General features: G+C 59.6%; 18 protein-coding genes and 1 pseudogene. 9 read left to right on the top strand and 10 right to left on the bottom strand.

Annotation, left to right across the window (positions count from 1 at the left end; translation table 11 throughout):
• Positions 1-256: pseudogene (locus PAF17_RS17965) on the bottom strand (transposase); the annotation flags it as partial.
• 724 nt (positions 257-980) lie between these two features.
• Here PAF17_RS17965 and PAF17_RS17960 point away from each other — a divergent pair.
• The 5 genes from PAF17_RS17960 to hspQ all read left to right on the top strand — a co-directional run bounded on the left by PAF17_RS17960 (position 981) and on the right by hspQ (position 5,566).
• Positions 981-2,126, top strand: coding sequence for a phosphoserine transaminase (locus PAF17_RS17960; RefSeq protein ID WP_271890473.1), 1,146 nt, complete (start codon positions 981-983; stop codon positions 2,124-2,126).
• Positions 2,127-2,243: 117 nt separating this feature from the next.
• Complete coding sequence (serA, locus tag PAF17_RS17955; RefSeq protein WP_271890472.1) at positions 2,244-3,833, top strand: phosphoglycerate dehydrogenase; 1,590 nt, start codon at positions 2,244-2,246, stop codon at positions 3,831-3,833.
• A gap of 74 nt (positions 3,834-3,907) precedes the next feature.
• Positions 3,908-4,636 carry a metallophosphoesterase gene (locus PAF17_RS17950; RefSeq protein ID WP_271890471.1) on the top strand — a complete coding sequence of 243 codons (729 nt, stop codon included), beginning with the start codon at positions 3,908-3,910 and terminating at the stop codon, positions 4,634-4,636.
• Position 4,637: 1 nt separating this feature from the next.
• Positions 4,638-5,099, top strand: a complete 462-nt coding sequence (locus tag PAF17_RS17945; protein WP_271890470.1) for a CreA family protein — start codon at positions 4,638-4,640, stop codon at positions 5,097-5,099.
• 134 nt (positions 5,100-5,233) lie between these two features.
• Complete coding sequence (gene hspQ / locus PAF17_RS17940) at positions 5,234-5,566, top strand: heat shock protein HspQ (protein WP_271890469.1); 333 nt, start codon at positions 5,234-5,236, stop codon at positions 5,564-5,566.
• A gap of 10 nt (positions 5,567-5,576) precedes the next feature.
• Here hspQ and PAF17_RS17935 read toward each other — a convergent pair whose 3' ends face one another.
• From PAF17_RS17935 to PAF17_RS17910, 6 genes are all read right to left on the bottom strand, one after another.
• Positions 5,577-6,089: an ATP-binding protein gene (locus PAF17_RS17935; RefSeq protein WP_271890468.1), complete on the bottom strand. Its 513-nt coding sequence runs from the start codon at positions 6,087-6,089 to the stop codon at positions 5,577-5,579.
• Positions 6,086-6,418: an STAS domain-containing protein gene (locus PAF17_RS17930; protein WP_271890467.1), complete on the bottom strand. Its 333-nt coding sequence runs from the start codon at positions 6,416-6,418 to the stop codon at positions 6,086-6,088. Before PAF17_RS17930 ends, PAF17_RS17935 begins: the two co-directional genes overlap by 4 nt.
• Positions 6,419-6,582: 164 nt before the next feature.
• On the bottom strand, positions 6,583-8,508 hold the full coding sequence (gene cysN, locus PAF17_RS17925; protein WP_271890466.1) for a sulfate adenylyltransferase subunit CysN: 1,926 nt from the start codon (positions 8,506-8,508) through the stop codon (positions 6,583-6,585).
• A complete protein-coding gene (cysD, locus tag PAF17_RS17920) occupies positions 8,508-9,443 on the bottom strand; it encodes a sulfate adenylyltransferase subunit CysD (RefSeq protein ID WP_271890465.1) in 936 nt (311 codons plus the stop codon). The genes cysN and cysD overlap by 1 nt, the downstream gene beginning before the upstream one ends.
• 260 nt (positions 9,444-9,703) lie before the next feature.
• Positions 9,704-10,162: a host attachment family protein gene (locus PAF17_RS17915; protein WP_271890464.1), complete on the bottom strand. Its 459-nt coding sequence runs from the start codon at positions 10,160-10,162 to the stop codon at positions 9,704-9,706.
• Positions 10,162-10,410, bottom strand: a complete 249-nt coding sequence (locus tag PAF17_RS17910) for a hypothetical protein (RefSeq protein ID WP_271890463.1) — start codon at positions 10,408-10,410, stop codon at positions 10,162-10,164. The genes PAF17_RS17915 and PAF17_RS17910 overlap by 1 nt, the downstream gene beginning before the upstream one ends.
• Before the next feature lie 141 nt (positions 10,411-10,551).
• Between PAF17_RS17910 and PAF17_RS17905 the strand changes: the two genes are divergently transcribed.
• The gene (locus tag PAF17_RS17905; protein ID WP_271890462.1) at positions 10,552-12,828 is read left to right on the top strand and encodes an NADP-dependent malic enzyme; all 2,277 of its coding nucleotides are present in this window, start codon (positions 10,552-10,554) and stop codon (positions 12,826-12,828) included.
• Between the two features lie 49 nt (positions 12,829-12,877).
• Here the strand turns inward: PAF17_RS17905 and ctlX are convergent, their stop codons facing one another.
• Both ctlX and PAF17_RS17895 read right to left on the bottom strand, forming a co-directional pair.
• A complete protein-coding gene (gene ctlX, locus PAF17_RS17900; RefSeq protein ID WP_271890461.1) occupies positions 12,878-13,798 on the bottom strand; it encodes a citrulline utilization hydrolase CtlX in 921 nt (306 codons plus the stop codon).
• Complete coding sequence (locus tag PAF17_RS17895; RefSeq protein WP_271890460.1) at positions 13,795-14,853, bottom strand: ornithine cyclodeaminase; 1,059 nt, start codon at positions 14,851-14,853, stop codon at positions 13,795-13,797. Before PAF17_RS17895 ends, ctlX begins: the two co-directional genes overlap by 4 nt.
• Positions 14,854-14,987: 134 nt before the next feature.
• Between PAF17_RS17895 and PAF17_RS17890 the strand changes: the two genes are divergently transcribed.
• Positions 14,988-15,431 carry an Lrp/AsnC family transcriptional regulator gene (locus tag PAF17_RS17890; RefSeq protein ID WP_271890459.1) on the top strand — a complete coding sequence of 148 codons (444 nt, stop codon included), beginning with the start codon at positions 14,988-14,990 and terminating at the stop codon, positions 15,429-15,431.
• A 20-nt stretch (positions 15,432-15,451) separates the two neighbouring features.
• Here PAF17_RS17890 and PAF17_RS17885 read toward each other — a convergent pair whose 3' ends face one another.
• The gene (locus PAF17_RS17885; protein ID WP_271890458.1) at positions 15,452-16,837 is read right to left on the bottom strand and encodes an FAD-binding oxidoreductase; all 1,386 of its coding nucleotides are present in this window, start codon (positions 16,835-16,837) and stop codon (positions 15,452-15,454) included.
• A 228-nt stretch (positions 16,838-17,065) separates the two neighbouring features.
• Here PAF17_RS17885 and PAF17_RS17880 point away from each other — a divergent pair, with 228 nt between their 5' ends.
• Positions 17,066-19,402: a sensor histidine kinase gene (locus PAF17_RS17880; protein ID WP_271890457.1), complete on the top strand. Its 2,337-nt coding sequence runs from the start codon at positions 17,066-17,068 to the stop codon at positions 19,400-19,402.
• A gap of 101 nt (positions 19,403-19,503) precedes the next feature.
• Positions 19,504-20,148, top strand: a complete 645-nt coding sequence (locus PAF17_RS17875) for a response regulator transcription factor (RefSeq protein ID WP_271890456.1) — start codon at positions 19,504-19,506, stop codon at positions 20,146-20,148.

The following is a 20,148-nucleotide window of genomic DNA, read 5'->3' as shown; positions in this document are numbered from 1 at the left end:
GTGCGCCCGGATGAAGGCGTGCTTCATTGGGACCCTCGCGCGAAGTACGCCGTTGCTTTTTAGGATATCGCGCTCCTCGGTGACCCGAGCGAGTTCGCGCTTCAGGCGCCGGTTCTCCGAACAGCTTCAGCCGCTTTTACAGAGTGTGCGTGCTGACGCCCAACCGCCGGGACACCTCCCTCACCGGATACCCCCGAACCGTGATCTGATGCACCGCATCGCGCTTGAACTCGTCGCTGTAATTGCTTGTCCCCATGGTCGGTCTCATCGCCTCAAAGTTACGGGGCAAAGCGCCTACAAATCCAGCGCCGGCTCAATAGAAAGAGCGAAACCGTGTTCCCATCCGGTCGCCCACGCAATTACGCGGCCTCAGCTGAAAAGCAGCTCATCTACCTCCTGAATGCCGGGAAAGGCTTGGCTCGCAGGAGTGTTCATGTGGCTGGTCTCCGATCCGCCCATGTTCGGAAAGCGTTCTGATCGGTCGACGTCAGTCGGGCAAAGCAGGCGACGCGATAGGCCTTCAGTTCCGCGCGGCTGGCCCAAGCAGCCCAATCTTTGGCCTCGGCCATGATGTTTCCGAAGTCAGGGAACCGAGAGCCGGCGCGCAGAGCTTCAGTGAGCGGTTCCAAGAGAGGAGCCCGGTCAACTGGATCACATGCCAGCACCGATGCGGCAAGCGACCTTGCTGCGAATTCGTACTTCAGGTTATGGTCGATTCATTCAAGCCATGCTTCGAAATCTGCCCCGATCGCACCGCCAGCGCGCCGGGGTTTTCGTTTTCGACCGCAAGCCCCCCCCGGAACAAACCGTACTGATCTTGTGTGGATCATCCTGCAAAGTTCCGGAATTATTCTGCATCATACTGCAGGAACCTGCACGGCAACTATCGTTTTGTGTTGCACTATTTGCTGGGTTTCTGTAGGCCCCGCCTTGGGACACCCCTCCCCAACGAGGGGCTTTTAGCTGGAAGGCTGAGTCATATGACTGATCTGAAGACCCCGGCTACGCGGCCGGCAAACCCGCGTTTCTCTTCTGGCCCATGCGCCAAATTTCCCGATTACAACCTGAATCTGCTTGCAGATGCACCGCTTGGACGGTCGCATCGCGCGGCCGTTGGCAAAGCCAAACTGGGCGAAGCCATCGCATTGACGCGCGAAGTTCTGGGCGTTCCGGACGATTACCGCATCGGCATCGTTCCGGCATCCGACACCGGTGCTGTCGAAATGGCCATGTGGTCGATGCTGGGCGCACGTCCTGTCGAGATGCTGGCATGGGAAAGCTTTGGCGAAGGCTGGGTCACGGATGCGGTGAAACAGCTGAAGCTTGAGGCAACCGTCCGCAAGGCGGAATACGGCCAGATCGTGGACTTCAACCAAGTCGATTTCGACAAGGACGTCGTGTTCACCTGGAACGGCACCACCAGCGGCGTGCGCGTGCCCAATGGCGATGCCATTCCCGCCAACCGCGAAGGGCTGACCATCTGTGATGCCACCAGCGCCGCCTTTGCGATGGACCTGCCCTATGAGAAACTGGATGTCGTGACATTCAGCTGGCAAAAGGTTCTGGGCGGGGAAGCGGCCCACGGCATGCTGATCCTGTCGCCGCGCGCGGTCGAGCGCCTGGAAACCTTTACGCCCGACCGTCCGCTGCCCAAGATTTTCCGCATGACCAAGGGCGGGAAGCTGAACGAGGGCATTTTCCGCGGCGAGACGATCAACACGCCGTCAATGCTGGCCGTGGAAGATTATCTGGCCGCCTTGAACTGGGCGCAGAAGATCGGCGGCCTGAAAGGGTTGATCGCCCGGGCCGACGCCAATGCCAAGGCGGTGCGTGACTTTATCGCAGACAAGGACTGGATCGCGGATCTGGCCGAAGACCCCGCGACGGCCTCGACCACCAGCGTCTGCCTGAAATTCACCGATCCTGCCATCAAGGACGGGGCCAGCTTTGCCAAGGCGGTTGCCAAACGGCTGGAAAAGGAAGGCGTGGCGCTGGATGCGGGCGCCTATCGCGACGCACCCGCCGGGCTGCGGATCTGGTGTGGATCAACGGTCGAAACCAGCGATGTCGCCGCGCTGATGCCATGGATCGAATTCGCCTATCGCGCGGAACTTGCCGCGCAGTGAATTTCGCCCTGAACGCTGCGGGGGCCAGCCCCCGCGCCCCCAGGGTATTTCAACGAAGAAGAAAAGCCAGGTTCCCGCGAGGCAATGGCCCGGGCACCACAGACAAGGAATAACGTCATGCCGAAAGTACTTGTATCTGACAAACTGTCGGAAACCGCCGTCCAGATCTTTCGCGATCGCGGAGTCGAAGTCGACTATCTGCCCGATCTTGGGAAAGACAAGGAGAAGCTGGCCGAAGTCATTGGTCAATATGACGGGCTGGCAATTCGGTCCGCGACCAAGGTGACCGAAAAGCTGCTGGAAAAGGCGGACCGACTGAAAGTGGTCGGTCGCGCTGGTATCGGTGTCGACAATGTCGAGATCCCGGCAGCATCGAAGAAAGGCGTGATCGTGATGAACACGCCGTTCGGAAACTCGATCACCACTGCGGAGCACGCGATTGCGATGATGTTCGCGGTTGCGCGGCAATTGCCCGAAGCCAGCACCAGCACCCATGCCGGGAAATGGGAAAAGAGCCGCTTCATGGGGGTCGAGCTGTTCAACAAGACGCTTGGTGTCATCGGCGCGGGAAATATCGGCAGCATCGTCATCGATCGTGCGCTGGGTCTGCATATGAAGGTTCTGGCATTCGATCCGTTCCTGTCCGAAGAGCGTGCCAAGGAAATGGGCGTCACCAAGGTGGAGTTGGACGATCTTCTGGCCAAATCGGACTTCATTACCTTTCACGTGCCGCTGACGGACAAGACGCGCAACATCCTGTCGCGTGAGAACATCGCGAAACTGAAGAAGGGTGTCCGCATCATCAACTGTGCGCGCGGCGGGCTTGTGGATGAGGAAGCCCTGGCCGAGGCCCTGAAAGAAGGGCGCGTGGCGGGTGCTGCCTTTGATGTTTTCGCGGTCGAACCGGCGACGGAAAGCCCGTTGTTCAACCTGCCCAATGTGGTTGTGACGCCCCATCTGGGCGCCTCGACCACCGAGGCGCAGGAAAATGTGGCTTTGCAGGTGGCCGAACAGATGTCCGATTACCTGTTGACCGGCGCGGTGCAGAATGCGCTGAACATGCCTTCGGTCACGGCCGAGGAAGCAGCCGTGATGGGGCCCTGGATCCAGCTGGCAGGATACCTGGGTGCGTTTGTCGGGCAGATGACGGATGAACCGATCAAGGCAATCAATGTTCTGTATGACGGTGTGGCGTCGCAGATGAACCTCAATGCGCTGAATGCATCGGTGATTGCCGGGGTGATGAAGGCGACCAACCCGGACGTGAACATGGTGTCCGCCCCGGTGATGGCCAAGGAACGCGGGGTTCAGGTTGCCACGACCACCCAGGACAAGGGGGGCGTGTACGAGGGCTATATCAAGCTGACCGTCGTTACCGAAAAGCGCGAGCGCTCGATCGGTGGGACCGTGTTCAGCGACGGCAAGCCGCGCTTCATCCAGATCCGTGGGATCAATGTCGATGCGGAGATCGGCGAACATATGCTGTACACCCGCAACAAGGACGTTCCCGGGGTGATCGGCGCGCTTGGCGCGACGCTTGGCGATCTGGGCGTGAACATCGCGAACTTTACGCTTGGTCGTTCGGCAACGGGCGAAGACGCGATCGCCATCTTGTATCTGGACGAAGCCATTAGCGATGATGCCCTGGCTGCCCTGCAAAACACCGGCAAGTTCATTCAGGCCCGCAGGCTGCAATTCGAAATGTAAGCATCTGTCGCGCGCCATCATACGTTGGTGGCGCGCGGCATTGCAGGGCGGCGACTGCAGAAAGAGAATGAAACATGCGGCTTTACGCGATTGGTGATGTTCACGGCCAGCTGGATCTGCTGAAGGCCGCGCATCAGCGGATTTGGCGAGACGGTGGCAGGAATTCCGTGATTGCCCATGTTGGCGACCTGATTGATCGCGGTCCGGATTCCCGCGGCGTGATCGAATATTTGATGAACGGACAGGCGGATGGGCAGCCGTGGATTGTTACGCGCGGCAATCATGACCGTTTTCTGCCCAAGTTCGTGACCGACCCCGACTGGATCGATCCCGGCCTGAGCTCGGGGCAGCATTGGGTCGAGCATGCCGGTCTGGGTGCAGCCGCAACCTTGAAATCCTATGGTGTCGACCCCGACATTCCTCGTTCCGCACTTCTGAACGAAACCCGCAGGGCCGTGCCGCCGACCCATGTGGAATTTCTGGCCAACCTGCCGCTATGGTATCTGCATCCACTGGCGCTGGTGGTTCACGCCGGAATCCGGCCCGGGGTCGATTTGTGCGATCAGAGCGAAGACGATCTGGTCTGGATCCGCAAAGGCTTTCTGGAAAGCGAAACGGATTTCGGTCCGCTGGTCGTTCACGGCCATACCGCCATCGACACTGCAACGCATTACGGCAATCGCCTGAATATTGACGGTGGCGCTGCCTATGGGCGCCCGCTTTGCGCAGTTGCGATCGAACGCGGCGCAGTGCATCTTGTTGAGGATAGCGGACGCCTGCCCCTGACACCCACCAGCCACTGAGATGCGCAAATTTCTGTACTGCCTCGGCTTTGTTCCCTTTGCTGCTTTCGCCCAAACGGTTGGCGAGATCGGAGTGGATTGGGTGGGCAACGATATCGTGATCGAAGCCGTTCAAGACAGCGAGGTCGGCGGCGTCACCTGCCATTTGGCCTATTTCGAGAGATCGGTCATCGACAGGTTGAGCAAGGGAAACTGGTTCGAGGATCCTTCAAACAGCGCTATAGAATGCGCGCAAACCGGCCCCATCAACATTGACGGCATATCCCGTGACCCCGGAGGGGAAGACGTATTTCGCGAAAGCCGGTCGCTGATCTTCAAGTCCCTTCGCGTAAAACGGGTTCTTGATGAAGAAAACCGCGTCCTGATCTATCTGGCGCATTCGAACGAGATCACGGAAGGCTCGGCGAAGATGGCGATCACGACCGTGCCCTTGCCTGACCTGCCCGCAGAAACCGGGAAATAGGCAGGCTGAAACAGCAGGCGAACGATTTGCACAGGGCGCAAATTTTCTTGCTCTGGTGGACAAAACTGGCGTTCGCAGGTAGAACGCCCGACAGTTCCGCGTATATCGGGGCCAAAGAATTGGGGTGGTCGCATATGCAAACACATAGCCGCGTTGCGAAATACAGTTTGGGTCAAGTGGTTCGCCATCGAAATCGTCCGTTTCGAGGCGTGATCTTTGACGTGGACCCCGAATTTGCCAATACCGAAGAATGGTATGAATCCATTCCCGAAGATGTGCGGCCCGAAAAGAACCAACCGTTCTATCACCTCTATGCGGAAACCGAGGCGACCTATTACGTTGCCTATGTGTCAGAGCAGAACCTTGTTCCCGACGCATCGGGCGAGCCGCTGGAACATCCCGATGTTATGGATATGTTCGGCGACTTCGAGGAGGGCCGTTATCCGCTGGTCGGCCATCTGAACTGAAGGATGCCGCTCAGGCACCGACCTCATGCGCCACATCTGCAAACGGGATGCTGAACGCCAGGAAGTTGCGCTGACCTTCGCGATAGTAGCACAGGGCTTGGGTCAGATCCTGAATCAGATACCAACCGAAGCCGCCTTCGGGCAAATCGGCATCGTCCATGACCGGCAGGCCGCGCGGTTTGATGCATTCATCCGGCAGCAGCACACCATCATCGGAAATAGCGCATGACAGGCCACTGTCATGCATCACCACGCTCAGGTGGATGGATGGCAGATGGTCCATCACCTCGCCTTCCGGAACGGCGGCTGCATGTTCGGTGACATTGTTCATGACTTCGGCCAGTACCAGCTCCAACCGCCCCATCGCATCCTCGTCGACATTGGTGCGGAACCGTTTTCTGATGTCTGACAGGGTATTTCTGACCGACTCGGGGCTGGCTGGCAGCACGCGGTGAAACATTGGTCTGGCCTGCGCAGTCACTGCGCCGGTCAGCCCGGCATTCTGCCGTCCAACAGGTGTCATTCTTTCTGCTCCTCGTCAGTGGCGGCGGCGCGAATGTCGAACACGGAATCCATCCGTGTCAGGCGAAACACCCGTTCGACATTCGGCGTCATTCCGATCAAGGACATACCCAGATCCTGCGGCATCGCCTTGCGCAATGCAATCATGGCACCCAAGCCAGAGCTATCCATGAAATCGACGGATGACATCCGCATTTCCACGGGCTTGCGATGGCGCAGTATCACCTCGCGCAGCTTGTCCTTGAAACTTGTCGCGATCGCGGCGTCGATCCGGCTTTCGCCGACCAAAATGATCAGCGCCGAATCGGTATCGGTGACGTCGAACTGCATAGATAACCCTTGCCTGAATCCATCGAAGCCCAGATCTAGGGCGAAAAGGTTACGATCAGGTAAGCAAGGCCACGCGATCGACGCGATTTTCCCCTGATATCGCCAAAAAAAAGCGCATGCCGAACATAGTCGGCATGCGCTGATCATGTGCTGGTGCCAGCGCCTTAGTTGCGCGACGAATTCAGCAGGTATTGAACCACCTTTTCGGCCGCGTCCTCGGCCGACAACTCGACCGTGTTCACGATCAGCTCGGCCGTTTCCGGCGCTTCATAGGGGCTGTCGATCCCGGTGAAGTTCTTCAGCTGCCCCGAGCGGGCCTTTTTGTAGAGCCCCTTCACATCGCGCTGTTCGGCAACCTCAAGCGGGGTGTCGACATAGATCTCGATGAACTCGCCCTCGGCCATCAGGTCCCGCACCATCCGGCGTTCCGACCGGAATGGCGAGATAAAGGCCGTCAGCACGATCAGGCCGGCATCGGTCATCAGGCGCGCAACCTCGCCCACGCGGCGGATGTTTTCCACCCGGTCGGCATCGGTAAAGCCCAGATCGCGGTTCAGGCCGTGACGGACATTGTCGCCGTCCAGAAGGAAGGTGTGCTTGCCAAGGGCGTGCAGTTTCTTCTCGACGATATTGGCGATGGTCGATTTGCCCGAACCCGACAGGCCGGTGAACCAGACTACGGCGGGCTTCTGGTTCTTCAGGCTGGCATGGGCATCGCGGTCCACATCGACGGCCTGCCAGTGGATGTTCTGGCTGCGACGCAGGGCGAAATGGATCATGCCGGCGGCGACGGTCGCGTTGGTCATCCGGTCGATCAGGATGAAGCCGCCCAGATCGGAGTTCTCGGCATAAGCTTCGAACGGGATCGCGCGATCGGTCGAGATATTGACGACGCCGATGGCATTCAGACCCAGCGTCTTGGATGCCATATGTTCCATCGTGTTGACGTTCACCTCGTATTTCGGCTCGGTCACGGTGGCGGTGACGGATTGCGTCCCGATCTTCAGGATATAGGGCCGCCCCGGCAGCATGGCCTCTTCGGCCATCCAGACAAGGGTCGATTCAAACTGGTCGGCGACCTCGCAGGGCTGATCGGACTGCACGATGACATCGCCGCGCGAACAGTCGATCTCATCCTCGAAAGTCAGGGTGATCGACTGACCGGCCACGGCTTGATCCAGATTGCCGTCGAAGGTGACGATCGATTTGACCCTGGTGGTTTTGCCCGAGGGCAGGACACGGATCGCATCGCCGGGGCGCACGGTGCCCGCACCGATCTGGCCGGCAAAGCCGCGGAAATCCAGATTGGGTCGGTTGACCCATTGCACGGCCATGCGGAACGGATGGTCCTGCATCGCGGTGTCGCTGATCGGCGCCTCTTCCAGATGGGCCAGCAGGGATGGCCCCTGATACCACGGCATATTCTCGCTGTGGCTGACGATATTGTCGCCCTTCAGGCCCGAAATCGGGATCGGCAGGAAGCTGTCCATCCCGATCTGTTTGGCGAAATGCGAATAGTCCGAAACGATCTCGTAGAACCGCTCGGCCGAGTAATCGACCAGGTCCATCTTGTTGACCGCCAGCACCACGTTCTTGATGCCCAGAAGATTCACCAGATAGCTGTGGCGACGCGTCTGGGTCAGCACGCCCTGACGCGCATCGATCAGGATCACGGCCAGATCGGCGGTCGAGGCGCCGGTGACCATGTTGCGGGTGTATTGTTCGTGACCCGGCGTATCGGCCACGATGAACTTGCGCTTGTCGGTCGCGAAGAACCGATAGGCGACATCGATGGTGATGCCCTGCTCGCGCTCGGCGGCAAGACCGTCGACCAGCAGCGCGAAATCGATGTCCTGCCCCTGTGTGCCGACATTCTTCGAGTCGTTTTCAAGGCTGGCAAGCTGATCCTCGAAGATCATCTTGCTGTCATACAGCAAACGCCCGATCAGCGTCGATTTGCCATCATCGACCGAACCGCAGGTGATGAAGCGCAGCATGGTCTTGTGCTGATGCTTCAGCAGATAGGCATCGATATCATCCGCGATCAGCTGATCGGTGACGTAGACGGGGTCCTTCATGTCCTTGCTCATCAGAAATACCCCTCTTGCTTCTTCTTCTCCATCGAGGCGGACTGATCGTGGTCGATCGCACGGCCCTGACGTTCTGACGTGGTGGTCAGCAGCATTTCCTGAATGACCTCGGGCAGGGTGCTTGCCTCGGATTCCACCGCGCCGGTCAGCGGATAGCAGCCAAGCGTGCGGAACCGGACGCTGCGCATTTCGGGGGTCTCGCCCTCGCGCAGCGGAAAACGGTCGTCATCGACCATGATCAGCAAACCGTCACGTTCCACGACCGGGCGCGGTTGCGAGAAATACAGCGGCACGATCTCGATGCCTTCCAGATGGATATACTGCCAGATGTCCAGCTCGGTCCAGTTCGACAGCGGGAAGACGCGGATCGATTCACCCTTGGATTTGCGGGTGTTATACTGACGCCACAATTCCGGGCGCTGGTTCTTGGGGTCCCAGCGGTGATTGGCCGAGCGGAACGAGAAGATGCGTTCCTTGGCGCGGGATTTCTCCTCGTCGCGGCGGGCACCGCCAAAAGCCACGTCGAAATTGTATTTCGTCAGGGCCTGTTTCAGACCGTCGGTCTTCCACATGTCGGTATGCAGGCTGCCGTGGTCAAAGGGGTTGATGCCCTTTTCCATCGCCTCGGGATTGTGATGAACCAGCAGCTTCATCCCGGCCTCTTCGGCGGCACGATCGCGCAGTTCATACATCGCCTGGAATTTCCAGGTGGTGTCCACATGCAACAGCGGGAAGGGCGGCGGCGCCGGGTAAAAGGCCTTCTTGGCCAGATGCAGCATGCAGGCCGAATCTTTGCCCACGGAATAGAGCATCACGGGATTGTCGGCATTCGCGACGACTTCCCGCATGATATGAATGCTCTCTGCCTCCAGGCGCTGCAAATGGGTCAGCGTTTCTTGGCTGATGCTGGGATCAGTAGCAGTTTGAGATGACATGGCCACGGTTCTTATGTTGTGCAGCCATGGATTTGGCAGATTTGGGCCGCAAGTCCAAGCGCAGGGTGAGGTTTTTTTCCCCGAGTTGCGCCCCCCGCGCCACGCCCGCGCATCTCCGCGAAACGTCGGATCAGCCGGAAATCCGGCCAATATGTTGAATTTGCGCAAGAACCGGCGAAACCCGCCGGATTGGCCGGCGGGCATCACATGAATGTGCGGCCACACACGAAAATCGGGCCGTTTCGGCAAGCCTGGCGAAATCAGGATGCGAGTTTCGCGCGAAGCAGCTTTTCGATTTCATCCACAGGGTGATTGGTCAGGGTCTTTGGAATCTCTTGCACGACCCGATCGCCGACCTCTTTGTGCATCTTTGAGCGAAGCTCGGCCAGGATTCCGGGTGCCGCGACAAGGACGATCCGGGCGAATTCGTTGCGATGTGCCCATTGATACAAAAGCTCGGCCAGATGATCGGCGAAACGCTCTTTCGCCAGTTCGTGCCAATCCGTATCGTCATAGGCGGACCGCGCCGCACCAACAGATTGCTGCTGCCTGCCGGGCCGATTGGCCGACTGGGCGCGATCCGGTGGGTTTTCCTGTTTTTCCAGGTGTCGAACCCGCAGGACCGGATATTCCGCGTCGCCTTCATTCACCAGAAACAGCGCCTTTTCGCCATCGGCGATCAGCACCCATGTTTCATGCCCCAATGTTCCCGCCGCCATCACCGGTTCTCCTTGCCCAGATTCGAGGTGCCGGGCTTGGGCTCATCAGCCTTGTGGACGCGCGTTGTGCCGGTCTGGCGCCCTTCGGCGTGCTTCAGCTCATCTTCGCTGCCGATCGCACGGGCCAATGATCCCCCGGTACTGCCGCCCTGAGCCGGTGTCGATTGAGGCCCGGCCGATTCAGGGTCTTTTCCCAGAATCAGGTCCGTATCTCGCGTTCCGTCCTTGGATCCGAGGCGTTCTGCCATGTCTTCCTCCGTCGGTTCGGGTTGCGTGAACCCAACCGGATCAGGGCGCAATCAGTTCCTTGCGCGACCGCTCACGCCTTCGACATTGAGGCAGTTAACGAACCACGTTAATCAGGTCTCAACGCCCGTCCGGAGGAACATATGGCAGACAAGACCCATCGCGCCCGCATCACCCCCCAAGAGGCGCTGGCCTATCACATGGACCCGCGCCCCGGAAAATACGATATCGTTGCCTCGACCCCGATGACCACCCAGCGCGACCTGTCGCTGGCCTACAGCCCCGGCGTGGCAGTGCCTGTGCAGGCCATCGCGGATCAGCCCGAAACGGCCTATGACTATACCACCAAGGGCAACATGGTCGCGGTGATCTCGAACGGGACGGCCATCCTTGGCATGGGCAATCTGGGTGCGCTGGCCTCAAAGCCGGTGATGGAAGGCAAAGCCGTGCTGTTCAAGCGCTTTGCCGATGTGAATGCCATCGATATCGAACTGGATACCGAGGACGCGGAAGAGTTCATCAATGCCGTGCGCCTGATGGGCCCGACCTTCGGCGGCATCAATCTGGAAGACATCAAGGCGCCCGAATGTTTCATCATCGAGCAGCGCCTGAAGGAACTGATGGACATTCCGGTCTTTCACGACGACCAGCATGGCACCGCCGTGATCTGCGCCGCCGGCCTGATCAATGCGCTGGAACTGTCGGGCAAGAAGATCGAGGATGTGCGCATCGTGCTGAACGGCGCGGGCGCGGCGGGGATCGCCTGTCTGGAGTTGCTGAAATCCATGGGCGCGCGGCATGAAAACTGCATCATGTGCGACACCAAGGGCGTGATCTATCAGGGCCGCACCGAGGGCATGAACCAGTGGAAATCGGCCCATGCGATCGTCACCGACGCCCGCAACCTGGAAGAGGCCATGAAAGGCGCGGACGTGTTCCTGGGTGTCAGCGCCAAGGGTGCGGTCACGCAGGACATGGTGCAATCCATGGCCGAAAACCCGGTGATCTTCGCCATGGCGAATCCGGACCCCGAAATCACCCCCGAGGATGCCCATGCCGTCCGCCCCGATGCCATCGTCGCGACCGGACGCAGCGACTATCCCAATCAGGTAAACAACGTTCTGGGCTTCCCCTATCTGTTCCGGGGCGCGCTGGACATTCACGCCCGCGCCATCAACGATGAAATGAAGATCGCCTGCGCGCAGGCCCTTGCCGAACTGGCCCGCGAGGATGTCCCCGACGAGGTGGCCGTCGCCTATGGCCGCAAGCTGCAATTCGGGCGCGATTACATCATCCCGACACCTTTCGACCCGCGCCTGATCCATGTCGTGCCGCCCGCAGTGGCGCAGGCAGGCATGGATACAGGTGTCGCGCGCCGTCCGATCATCGACATGGACGGCTATGTCCAGACCCTGCGCGCCCGCATGGACCCGACCGCAACGATCCTGCAGGGCATCCATGCCCGTGCGAGGCAAAAGCAGGCCCGGATGATCTTTGCCGAAGGCGACGATCCGCGCGTTCTGCGCGCCGCCGTCGCATGGCAACGTCGCGGCATGGGGCAGGCGCTGGTGGTCGGACGCGAGAATGACGTCAAGGACAAGCTGGCTGCCGAAGGGCTGGCCGATGCCGCACGGGAAATCACGGTCGTGAATGCGGGCAATTCGCGCCATCTCGATGCCTATCACCAGTTCCTGTATGGCCGGCTGCAACGCAAGGGGTTTGATCGCGAAGATGCACAAAAGCTGGCGAATCGTGATCGCCATGTCTTCGGGGCACTGATGCTGGCGCATGGGCATGGCGATGGGCTGGTGACGGGCGCCACGCGAAAGAACGCGCCGGTTCTGGCGCAGATCGGTCATGTCTTCGACCTGCGCCCTCAGGATGGGGCTGTCGGCATTACCGGTGTTCTTCACAAGGGCCGGATCGTGTTGATTGGCGACACGCTGGTGCATGAATGGCCCGATGCCGAAGATCTGGCCGACATCGCCACGCGCGGCGCCGCGGTGGCACGAGGGCTTGGCCTCGAACCGCGTGTGGCGTTTCTGTCATTCTCGAATTTTGGCTACCCGGTCAGCGAACGGGCAATCAAGATGGCGCAGGCCCCGAATGTGCTGGATCAGCGCGGCGTCGATTTTGAATATGAAGGCGAGATGACCGTGGATGTCGCACTGAACGCGGAATCCGCCTCGCGCTACCCTTTCAGCCGATTGACTGCGCCCGCGAATGTGCTGGTTGTCCCGGCACGCCACTCGGCGTCGATTTCGGTGAAACTGATGCAGGAGATGGCGGGGGCAACGGTGATCGGTCCGATCCTGACCGGCGCGCCCCAATCGATTCAGATCTGCTCGACCACCTCGACGGTGAACGACATCCTGAACATGGCCGCCATTTCAGCCGGCGGGTTGGGGATGATCCGCTAGCCCATCCCCACAAGGCCCTCCTGCCCGCAAGGCCCCGCCTGTCCGCCCGTCACCGGGCGGACAGGTGGATCCCGGCAATGGTGCAACGCACCGAACCGCCCGCCATCTCGATCGTCGGAATATCCAGCGGCAACAAGGTCGCGCTGCTGCGCAGCTGTTCGATCTGAGCCTCGCGCAGCGCGTCAAATGCCGTCTGCGACAGCGCCAGAACCGGCCCGTCGCGCCCCTGCAATTCAATCGCATTGCCGGCAAAGCGCGCGATCTGGTCTTCGGTCAGGGAAACGATCTCTCGACCTGATTGACGCAACCGCGACAGGATCTCGGCCCGGCGCGATGTATCGGTGATCATCGCATCGCCGATCATGACGAAATCCGTGCCGACACACATCAGGACATTGGTGTGATAAACGGGCGCGCCCGCGCTGTCGGCTGCCGGAAAAACCATCGGCTCAAAGTTGAAATGTGTGCAGAACCGTTCCAGCGCGACGGGGTTGGTACGATCCGATTGGGCGGCATAAGCCACCCGGTCGATATGATCCAGAACCATCGCCCCTGTCCCCTCGAGGAACAGACCATCCGGTTCCAACCCAGAATAATCGATGACATCCTGCACCCGGTACCGAGTCTTGAGCATTTCGATCACATCCTGACGGCGTTCCAGGCGCCGATTCGGGGCCTTCATCGGAAAGATCGCGACATGCCCGCCGGCATGGGTCGAAAACCAGTTGTTGGGAAACACGCAATCCGGCGTTTCGGGGTCAGTGCCCTCAAAGACATGGACCGTCACACCCGCCTCTTGCAGGCGCTGGACGGCGGCGCTGTGTTCGCGATAGGCGCGGCCTGCCAGATCACCGCCGGCGGATTGCATCTTCTGAAAGCTGTTATCCGCCGCCGTCTGGGTGTTGACCGTGAAATGATGCGGCCGAACCATGATGACAGCCGAAGGTGCCTGAACAGATGGGCGGCTCATGCGGTGTTACCCTTGGCGCGCTGCAACATGCCAAACAGGTCGCGTGGATCATCGGGATCAGCCAGCAGATCAAGCTGCTGGCACAACCCGGTCGATTCCAGCTTGTCGCGCACGAAACGCAGGGCCGAAAAATCCTCGGTCGCGAAGCCCACGCCGTCAAACAGCGTAACCTGGCGCGCATCGCGCCGCCCCTTGGCCGCACCGGTTATCACCTGCCACATTTCGGTGACCGGGAAATCCTCTGGCATCTGCTGGATCTCACCTTCGATGCGGGTCTGTGGCGGGTATTCGACAAACACATCCGAACGCAGCAGGATGTCGCGGTGCAGCTCGGTCTTGCCCGGACAATCGCCACCAATGGCGTTGATGTGGATTCCCGCGCCAACCATATTGTCCGTCAGGATCGTGGCATATTGCTTGTCGGCCGTGCATGTCGTGATGATCTGAGCGCCCTCGATCGCGTCTTCCGCGCTGGAACAGGCCGTCAGATCAAAGCCAAGGCCTGACAGGTTTGCAACCAGTTTGTCGGTCGCCTTGCGGTCGATGTCATAGAGACGCAGCCGCGTCACGCCACATAATGCGCGCATGGCAAGGGCCTGAAATTCCGACTGCGCACCATTTCCGATCATCGCCATCGTATCCGACCCTCGGGGCGCCAGGTAGCGCGCCACCAATGCCGATGTCGCGGCAGTCCGCAACGCCGTCAACAGGGTCATCTCGGACAAAAGCACCGGGTATCCGGTATGCACATTGGCCAGCAATCCGAACGCCGTGACCGTCTGCAATCCGGATTTCGTGTTCTTTGGATGACCGTTGACATATTTGAAGCCATACACATCGCCATCGGATGTCGGCATCAGCTCGATCACGCCCTCGGCGGAATGCGAGGCAACACGGGGTGTCTTGTCAAAGGATTCCCAGCGCCGGAAATCTTCCTCGATATAATCCGCGATGCCCGTCAGCATGGTCTCGATACCGATGCGATGCACCAGCCGCATCATGTTCTCGACGCTAACAAAGGGCACATAGGCCAGTTCAGATGGGGCAGCAGCCATGACACACCTCTTGGTTATCCGTTTGGCAAGATTATCGGCGCAGCAAATTGCACAATAAATATCAAATTTGCTGGATATATGGCATTAGATGATACAAATTGCAGGCAGCAACCCCAACAAATGCATGGCGGATCATGTCTCGGAACAGCAGCAAACCTGTCTTTGACGATCATGACCGGCTGTTGATCAGCCTGTTGCGCAAGGACGGGCGTGCCCCGGTTTCAAAACTGGCGGAGATCATGGGGGTTTCGCGCGGCACCGTGCAGACGCGGCTGGATCGCCTGCTGGCTTCGGGTGCATTGCTGGGTTTCACGGCGCGCGTGCGCGAAGATTATGACAGCAGCCGCATCCGGGCGGTCATGATGATCGAGGTGGTCGGGCGCAACACATCCCACGTGATCCGCAAACTGCGCGGGCTTCCCGAACTGGCGGTGATGCATACGACCAGCGGGAAATGGGATCTGGTCGCCGAGATCATTGTCGATGATCTGGCACAGTTTGACCGCGTGTTGCGCGATGTGCGCATGGTCGACGGGGTGCTGAACAGCGAAACCAGCATTCTGCTGTCCAGTATCTGAACCGATCCGCGCCCCCGGGATCAATCAGGGGCAGGAAGCGTCTTGCCCGGATTCAGGATACCCAACGGGTCCAGGGTGGATTTCAACGATCGCATCACATCCAGCGCCACCGGGTCCTTGAACCGGGCCATCGGCGCCAGTTTTGAACGCCCGACCCCGTGTTCGGCCGAAAATGTGCCCCCCATCTCGATCGCCAACCGGTCGATCTGGTCGCGCATGGCCGATTTCAGCCCCGCATCATCGCGGCTTGGAAAACAGGTATAATGGATATTGCCATCGCCCAGATGCGCCACCGACAACATGGCGCAATCGGGATCAAGGTCGCGCAACCGCGGTTCGATTTCACGTAAATAGTCGGCGACACGGTTCAACGGCACGGCAATGTCCGTGTCGATGAAGGGCTTGCGGTGAAACGCAATCTCGGCGGCGGCCTCTCGCCTTGCCCACATCTCGCGGCGCTGTGTTTCGTTCTGGGCAAGGACGGCATCCACGATCTTGCCGGCCTCAAGCCATGCGGCAAGCACCTGTTCCAGAACCTCGGTCAAGGGCCCGGTCCGGGTTGCGGCCAGTTCGACCAGCAGGTTCACCGGATGCGCCGCCTCAAAGGGTTCACGCGCATTCGGGATCAGCGCCAGATGCCCTTCGACAAAGCTTCGCGGCATGAATTCATAGGCAACGACCGCACCGCCTGATGCATCTTGCAGCGCATTCAGCAGATCGGGCGCGTCGTCCAGCGCAGGCATCGCGACCATCGCGGTCGCATGTTGGGTCGGGCGGGGATGCAGCTTCAGCACCGCCGCGGTGATGATACCAAGCTGGCCTTCGGCGCCGATCATCAGGTTGCGCAGGTCGAACCCGGAATTGTTTTTGTGCAGCGCCGACATCAGATCAAGCACGCGCCCATCGGCCAGCACCACTTCGAGGCCCAGGCACAGATCACGCGTATTGCCATAATGCAGCACATTGGCCCCGCCCGCATTGGTCGACAGAACGCCGCCGATCATGGCTGAACCCGCGGCCCCGAATGCCAGGGGGAAGGTCAGCCCATGCGCGCCCGCGGCGTCATCCAGTGCCGCCACCACGACGCCGGCCTCGACAATGGCAACCCGCGCATCGGGGCTGATCGAGCGAATCCGGTTCATGCGGTCCAGCGAAAGAACGAGCGACTCGGCTGCCAGCGCCCCACCGACCAACCCGGTATTGCCCGACACCGGCACGACCGGCAACCGATGCTGCGAGGCCAGCCGCAGGATCGCCGAGACCTCATCACGATCGCCCGGCCGCAGAACAGCCATCGGCTGGCCCTGATACCCGCCCGTCCAGTCACTTGCCCAGCGGGCGCAATCCTCATCAGTCAGGACATATCGCGGCCCGACGATCTCTCTGAGGCTCTGGATCACTTGCATGGCGGGACGCTCCGACTTGTGCCCGTATACGGACGGGCATGACCATGTTTGCAAAGGCGCCGTAGCTGCCATTTGATTCTCGGGCGCAACATGCGGCGGTTTTGTCACAATCGCAATGAGGTCGGCCATTTCCGGGCGGTGTCGCTGCGTGACTTGGCGGGTTCACACCTTGCTTCGGGTCAGGGTTTCACGCCATCTTACAGTCGATACGAGTTGGACAGTTCAAACATGAGATTATCGCTTTCCGCCCTGTTGGCATTCGGCCTGGCCGGGTTACAGTTCCTGGCCGTTCTGGCGGTGGTTTTCTCATCATATGTCACATCGGAACGCGCACTTCTTGAACATGCGCGCAGTTTGCTGAGCGATGTCGGCACAAATACCGCAGAACATTCCAAGGGCTTTCTGGACCCCGCCCGTGGCGCGGCGGAACTGGCTGCACGACTGGCCCAGCACAAGGTCGTTGCCAGCGAGGACACCCGGCAACTGGAGTTGTTCCTGTTTCAGCAATTGCAGATCACACCGCAGTTTTCAGGCCTGTATTTCGGCGGTGAGGACGGAACATTCGTCTATGTCATGCGCAGTGACGGCCCAGCGCCCTATCGTTCCAAGCTGATCACCTTTCCCGATGGTCAGCGCAAGGTCGAGTTCGTGTGGCGTGACGTCGATTTCAGCCGGGTCGAGGATCGGCTGGATCCCGAGGACAAATTCGATCCCCGCGATCGCCCCTGGTATTCGCGCGCCAAGGAAAAGCTGACAACGATCTGGACAGATCCGTACATCTTCTTTTCCTCGCAGGAACCGGGCATCACCCTTGCCGCACCCGTGCGCGACGGACCCAAGGGCATCAGGGGTGTGGTCGGCGTCGATATCGAGATCAGCAATATCTCGCAATTCCTGTCACGCCTGAATATCGGCCAGAACGGGCGGGCACTGATCATCAACCGCAATGGCGATGTCATCGCCCATCCCGACCAGTCGCTGATCAAGGTGCGAGACGGCGAAGGAACGCTGCGCTTCGTCAATATCGAGGCCTTTGATGATCCGATCGCACGCGCGGCCTTTGCCGATCTGGCAAAAAGCACCGGCTTCCCCGTCAAACAGGAGGTGTTCCACCAGTTTGGGTATGACGGGCATGACTATATCGCCAATGTCCTGCCCGTCGTCAGCGAACAGATGCCTTGGACCATTGCCGTCTATGCACCCCAGGATGATTTCATCGGCGAGATCAAACGCAACCGCGCCGACAATATCTGGATCGCGGCGCTTGTCGCGATCATTACGGGGCTGGCGGGCTTGTGGCTGGCCAAATACATCTATCGGCCGGTTCGGGCATTTGCGGTCAGATCCGCGCTGGTCTCGCAGGGCGAGGCCGACCCTTCCGAACCCCTGCCCCGCACCTATCGAGAGCTGTCGCAGGCCAACGAAACCCTTGTCCAGCAGATCGTGGCCCGCAAGAAAGCCGAACGCGAATACGGCCAGACCTTCAATCTGTCCTCACGGGCGATGGCACAGATCTCGCCCCAGTCGGGTAGGTTCCTCAAGGTGAACTCGAAACTTTGCGAAATCAGCGGCTACAACGCCGATGAGCTTCTGTCGATGTGCTACAAGGATCTGATCGCGCCGCAGGACAAGACGACGATGACCCCGCTGGCCGAATTGTCAGAGGACACGTTCTCGGTCAAACATGATACCCGCGTTCTACGCAAGGATGGCTCGATCCTGCATCTTGCCGTGAACGCGATCCTTATCCGGGATCAGGACGGCAATCCCCTGCATGCGGTCGTGACACTGGACGATATCACCGCGATCAAGGCACAGGAAAACGAAATCGCCCGGCTGAACCGCGACCTGTCCCATCTGGCGCGCGGCAATACGATGGGGCAAATGGCGGCCGGTCTGGCGCATGAGCTGAACCAACCGCTTTCGGCGATCGCACAGAATGCTGATTCCGGCCTGCTGATCGTTGACAACGCTGGCAACAGCGCACCCGAGCTGCGTGAAATCCTGGGTGAGATCGAGGAACAATCCCTGCGCGCCGGGGAAATCATTCGCGCGCTAAGGGGCTTTATCAGCAAGGATGAAATTCACATCTCCGAATTCAACCTTGCCGAACTGCTTGAACAGGCGAACCGTCTTGTCCAGGCCGAAGCGACCGAGGCCGATGTCGCAATCCTGTCGCAGCTGCCAGATGACCTGCCCAAGGTCCGCGCGAACCGCATCCAGATTGCGCAAGTTCTGGTCAACCTGCTGCGAAACGCGATCGAGGCAATCTCCGAGGCCGATGCGCACCATCGCAAGATCACCGTCAGAGCCATGCAGATCGGGAAGCTTGTCGAGGTTCAGATCGAGGATACCGGCCCCGGGGTCAGCACCGAAATCAACCTGTTTGCCCAATTCGAAACGACCAAGAAATCCGGCATGGGACTGGGACTGTCCATTTGCCGTTCGATGATCGACGCGAATGGCGGCACGATGTGGCTGGACCGTTCCTATCGTGACGGCGCTCGCTTTCACTTTACCATTCCAATCGGTGACGGTGGCGCAACATTGACTACAAAGGCTTGACCATGAACCCGCCAATGCACTTTTTCGTTAAATGACATCTTGTTGACTGCACGATATGCACTTTACTGCTCGACCTGAATTCCCTGTATGGGCACCCCGCCATGTCCAAGATTGATAAAAGCTCTACCGTCTTCGTCGTTGACGATGACCCTGCTGTCAGAACCTCTTTGGCGCGGGCTTTGATCATGCGCGGCTATATGGTGGAAACGTTCGGATCGGCCAGGGATTTCCTGGACGATTACGAAACGCATTTTTCGGGCGGCTGCCTGATCCTGGATTATGGCATGCCCGGCATGTCAGGGCTGGAACTGCAAGATCACCTGAATCGCAACGGTCACAATCTGCCGACGATTTTCATCACCGGGCATGGCGGCATTCCTGAATCCGTTCAGGCGATGAAAGGTGGTGCGCTGGACTTTCTGGAAAAGCCGTTCAAGCAGTCCGACCTGATGGAGCGCGTTCGCGCCGCATTGGATGTGGCTGCCCTGAACCGGACCAATGCGCAGGCCCAGATAGAATTGCAGGGTCGGTTCGAACGCCTGACACCCCGTGAAAGCGAGATCGTCGATCACATCCTTGCCAATCCGGGCGAGATTTCCAGCAAGGAGATCGGCAGGCATCTGGATATCAGCCCGCGCACCGTCGATCACCATCGGGCGCGCATTCTGGAAAAGTTGAATGTCGCTTCGGTCGTCGAACTGATCGATCTGGCCCGGCGCGCCGATTACTATGGGCGCGCCGGCTGA

The organism is Paracoccus onchidii (genome assembly GCF_028294535.1).
Lineage (GTDB): Bacteria > Pseudomonadota > Alphaproteobacteria > Rhodobacterales > Rhodobacteraceae > Paracoccus > Paracoccus onchidii.
The sequence above is the reverse complement of the archived record's forward strand: the minus strand, read 5'-3'. Positions and strand labels throughout refer to the sequence as shown.